General features: G+C 73.7%; 5 protein-coding genes. 4 read left to right on the forward strand and 1 reads right to left on the reverse strand.

The annotated features are described in order from the left end of the window. The 4 genes from infC to ACOJUF_RS22270 all read left to right on the forward strand — a co-directional run. On the forward strand, positions 1-298 hold a 298-nt coding region (gene infC, locus ACOJUF_RS22255; RefSeq protein ID WP_420123999.1), incomplete at its 5' end, for a translation initiation factor IF-3. Positions 299-476: 178 nt separating this feature from the next. Further along, positions 477-671 (forward strand): 50S ribosomal protein L35, encoded by a 195-nt coding sequence (rpmI, locus tag ACOJUF_RS22260; RefSeq protein ID WP_420124003.1) that lies wholly within the window; start codon positions 477-479, stop codon positions 669-671. Between the two features lie 79 nt (positions 672-750). Continuing rightward, complete coding sequence (gene rplT / locus ACOJUF_RS22265; protein ID WP_420124000.1) at positions 751-1,152, forward strand: 50S ribosomal protein L20; 402 nt, start codon at positions 751-753, stop codon at positions 1,150-1,152. A 104-nt stretch (positions 1,153-1,256) separates the two neighbouring features. Further along, positions 1,257-2,072 carry a TrmH family RNA methyltransferase gene (locus ACOJUF_RS22270; RefSeq protein ID WP_420124001.1) on the forward strand — a complete coding sequence of 272 codons (816 nt, stop codon included), beginning with the start codon at positions 1,257-1,259 and terminating at the stop codon, positions 2,070-2,072. 152 nt (positions 2,073-2,224) lie between these two features. Here ACOJUF_RS22270 and ACOJUF_RS22275 read toward each other — a convergent pair whose 3' ends face one another. After that, positions 2,225-2,776 carry a type II toxin-antitoxin system PemK/MazF family toxin gene (locus ACOJUF_RS22275; protein ID WP_420124002.1) on the reverse strand — a complete coding sequence of 184 codons (552 nt, stop codon included), beginning with the start codon at positions 2,774-2,776 and terminating at the stop codon, positions 2,225-2,227. Positions 2,777-3,143: the final 367 nt, after the last annotated feature.

A 3,143-nucleotide genomic window follows, 5' to 3' on the forward strand; every position in this document is an offset into this window, starting at 1 on the left:
CATCAAGGAAATGAAGCTTCGGCCGAAGATCGACTCGCACGACTACGAGACCAAGAAGGGTCACGTCGTGCGGTTCCTCAAGGCCGGGGACAAGGTCAAGGTCACGATCATGTTCCGGGGCCGGGAGCAGTCCCGTCCGGAACTGGGCTTCCGTCTGCTGCAGCGGCTGGCCAACGATGTCGCCGATCTCGGCGTCATCGAGAGCGCGCCCAAGCAGGACGGGCGCAACATGATCATGGTGTTGGCCCCCCACAAGCAGGTACGACCCCGCCAGCCGCAGCCGGCCGACGCTTCCTGAGCGTCCGACCGGGACAGCGGCCGGGCCGGCGCAGGCCGGACCGGCCAAGCGATCGACCCCGGTACGAGCCGGCCCCGGCCGGTTCGGCGATGGAACCTGCGCCGCACCACCGCACCGCGCAACGAAGACGCAGGTGATCCACCCGGGTCACCACGACAGTGAAATGAGCGACATCGTCATGCCCAAGAACAAGACGCACTCCGGCACCAAGAAGCGGATCAAGGTCACCGGCAGCGGCAAGTTGACCCACGCCGGCTCCGGCAAGCGGCACAACCTGGAGAAGAAGTCCACCAAGATGACCCGGCGCATGGACGGCGCGAAGGTCGTCGCCCCCGCCGACGCGCCGCGCGTGCGTCGTCTCCTGGGCATCTGAGCCTTCTCCCACCGCACGATCCCATCCCCTTTTTCCCGGTCGCCCCGCGACCGGCTGACCGAGAAAGCCAGGTGCCACCATGGCGAGAGTGAAGCGGGCGGTCAACGCCCAGAAGAAGCGCCGCGTCGTCCTCGAGCGGGCCAGCGGATACCGCGGCCAGCGGTCCCGCCTGTACCGCAAGGCCAAGGAGCAGATGCTGCACTCTGCGACCTACGCCTACAACGACCGGCGCAAGCGCAAGAACGACTTCCGCAAGCTGTGGATCGTGCGCATCAACGCCGCCTGCCGCGCCGAGGGTCTGACCTACAACCGGTTCATGCAGGGTCTCAAGCTCGCCGGGGTCGAGGTCGACCGCAAGGTGCTGGCCGAGCTGGCCGTCAACGACCAGGCCGCCTTCGCCGCGCTGGTCAAGGTCGCCCAGGACACCCTGGAGTCCACCGGTGCCGCTGCGGCGGCCCAGGCTCCGACGGCCGCGGCCTGAACGCCGACCGCCCCCGCGCCGGACGCCCGGCCGACCGTGGGTCGGCCGGGCGTTCCGGGGTCCGGGACCAGGACGGCCCCGGCCGCGAGCCGGCCACGGACGGCGTGCTGACCGAGCGGTCGGTCCGCATCGTCGCCGCGCACAAGCTGCTGCGCCGTTCGCGCCGCACCGAGGCCGGGGAGTTCCTCGCCGAGGGCGCGCCCGCCGTGACCGAGGCGATCGCGGCCGAGGCCCGCGTGCCGGGCACGGTGCGCGAGCTCTACCTGACCGAGGCGGCCGGCTCGCGGCATCCCGAGCTGGCCCGTCAGGCGTTCGCCGTCGGGGTGCCGGTCACCCAGGTCACCGAGCGGGCCGCGGCCGCGCTCACCGACGCGGTCACCCCGCAGGGCCTGGTCGTCCGCTGCACGCTGCCGACCGCCACGGTGGAGGATCTGCTGGCCACCGGGCCCCGGCTGCTGGCCGTCCTGGTGCAGACCAGCGACCCCGGCAACACCGGCACGGTCGTCCGGCTCGCCGACGCGGCCGGCGCGGACGGGGTGATCGTCGCCGGGGCCGCGGCCGACCCGATCAACCCCAAGGCGGTGCGGGCCTCCGCCGGCAGCCTGTTCCACCTCCCCGTGGTCACCGCGCCGGACGCGGCCGACCTGATCGGGCAGCTCGGCCGGGCCGGCCTGTCGGTCCTGGCGTCCACCGGGCACACCGACCTGGAGCTGGGCGTCGCCGATCGGGACGGCATCCTGGACCTGCCCACCGCCTGGCTGTTCGGCTCGGAGGCGCACGGCCTGCCCGCGCCGATCCTGGCCGCGGCCGACGAGCGGATCCGGATCCCGATCTACGGCCGGGCCGAGTCCCTCAACCTGGCCGCCGCCGCGGCGCTGTGCCTGTACGCCAGCGCCGCCGCGCACCGCCGCGCCGGCTGATCCACCGCCCTGCGCCGCGCCTCAGGGCGATGGACCGGCGTCATCGGCAGGTTCGGAATCGATCCCGAACCTGCCGATGAGGCGCTCCGGCGAGGTCGGTGGGGGCGGTCGCGTCGGCCGGTGGGGGCCGGCGGCCGGTGAGGGTGGGGCGCTCAGCGCCAGCCGTACCGCTGCCGCAGCCGGGCCTCCACCGCGGCGTAGCTGGCCTTGGGCAGGCCCGCCGTCTCCCGCCGCATCCCGCCGGCGTGCACCCGGAACACCCGGTCGACATTGACCCAGGACGGCCGCCCGCTGGAATCCCAGCTGCCCGACCCGATCGCGACGAAGTCCGCGCCCTGGTGCGGCTTGGACGTCAGCTGCACCGCCAGGTAGGTCCCCGCCGGTTCGGCGGCCACCACCAGCACCGGCCGGTCCTTGCCGCGCCCGTCCCGTTCCTCGAACGGCACCCAGGTCCACACGACCTCGCCCGGGTCCGGGGCGCCGTCGCGGGCCGGGGCGTACGTCATCCGGACGGCCCCGACCCGGCCCGGGTCGCCCTCGACGGTGGCGGTCGGGCCGGACTGGCCCGGGGCCTCGGGCGCCGCCCCGGGCCGGCCCGGGGCGCCCGCCGGCCGGGTCGGCCCCGTCGAGGGGGCCCGGGACGGTTGCTTCGAGGGAGCCAGGCCGGCCCGGATCGTGTCGGAGAGCCGGCTCAGGAACGACATGAGGGCAACGTACCCAGCGGCCCGGCGCCGATCGCGCCCGAGTCCGGTCGCGCGGCCCGCGCCGGCGGCCGCCATCATGATCGAAAAGTGTCTTTATGAACTTATCCGTGACCCGATCGGCCGACGGCGGGATGCTTGTCCCCGACCGCCGGACAGGCGCGGGCGCCCACCGGCCCGCCGCGACCCGGCCCACCGAACGAGAGGCATCGAGACAATGGCTGTCGCCCCGTACGAGCTTGTCCGCGGATCCGGGGAGGTCGTGGCTCGGGTCGCGGCCCGGGGTCGGGCGGTGTTGTCGTCGCCGACGATCAATAAGGGGACGGCGTTCACGTTGGCCGAGCGGGAGCGGTTGGGGTTGACGGGGTTG

The sequence above is a fragment of the Nakamurella sp. genome (assembly GCF_048594475.1).
Classification (GTDB): domain Bacteria; phylum Actinomycetota; class Actinomycetes; order Mycobacteriales; family Nakamurellaceae; genus Nakamurella.

Excerpts from the sequence above, each read along its gene's own strand:
- rpmI (WP_420124003.1), top strand. The coding sequence starts at position 477 with ATGCCCAAGAACAAGACGCACTCCGGCACCAAGAAGCGGATCAAGGTC.
- rplT (WP_420124000.1), top strand. The coding sequence starts at position 751 with ATGGCGAGAGTGAAGCGGGCGGTCAACGCCCAGAAGAAGCGCCGCGTC.
- ACOJUF_RS22275 (WP_420124002.1), bottom strand. The coding sequence starts at position 2,776 with ATGTCGTTCCTGAGCCGGCTCTCCGACACGATCCGGGCCGGCCTGGCT.